Origin of the sequence: Bartonella vinsonii subsp. berkhoffii ATCC 51672 (assembly GCF_902825225.1) — a bacterium.
GTDB classification, from domain to species: domain Bacteria; phylum Pseudomonadota; class Alphaproteobacteria; order Rhizobiales; family Rhizobiaceae; genus Bartonella; species Bartonella berkhoffii.
On sequence record NZ_CADEAK010000076.1, the window covers coordinates 1 to 839 of the forward strand.

At 47.7% G+C, this 839-nt stretch carries 1 protein-coding gene; it reads left to right on the plus strand.

The features are described from left to right. On the plus strand, positions 1 to 839 hold an 839-nt coding region (locus J7R10_RS08300; RefSeq protein ID WP_208436444.1), incomplete at both ends, for a hemagglutinin repeat-containing protein.

Consider the following 839-nt stretch of genomic DNA (forward strand, 5'->3'; position numbering starts at 1 on the left):
CAAGGGCATGGATGTTTATGCACCGGTGCTTTACATTCCAGAAAAAGACAGAGCCTCCTTTGTCTCTTCTGGTGCCTTGATCATGGGGGATGATGTTAATATCACCAGCCAGAATACGAGCAATTCAACGATAACCAATTCAGGGCGAATTGCCGCATCACACCAATTGCATGTGCATGGCGGGGATATCTTTAGTCAAGGAGGGCATTTTGCTGCTGGTGGTGATGCTGTTTTGCTTGCGGAGAACGATATTCATTTTGAAGCAGGGCGAACAACGGTTGACGGCGTGGAGACCGTTTTAAACACCGAGGCGCTTTCTACTGGTGGCAATGCGAGCGTGATTGCTAGACAAGATATCACAGCCTCAGGGGTGGGGATCACCACAGGAGGTGATTTTACAATGGCCACAGAACAAGGTGATTTGACGATAGGCGCAGCCACAACCCATCACCATGCAGAGCACAGTGACTCCACCATGCATCATAAATCGCAAGTCAACTCTGGGGGCTCGACGACACTTGTCTCTGGAAAGAATCTCAATGTTCTAGGCTCTGATGTTCAAGCAAAGAAGAGTTTGCATTTACAAGCTGAGGGGAATGTTTTGATCGATGCCACGCGCAATAGCATGGACAATCAGAATGGCAGTGAAACCTCCCATGTTGCCTTGCACAATGGTTCTCATTTAAGTTCTGGACAAGATACCACTGTCATCTCCGGTCAAGATATTCATATTGCTGCTTCCGATATAGATGCGAAAGGCAATGTTGCTCTTGGTGCCCAAGGGGAGATAGCAATAGGGGTAAGAAAAGATGAGATGGAGGATCATCTTCAGGGCAAAA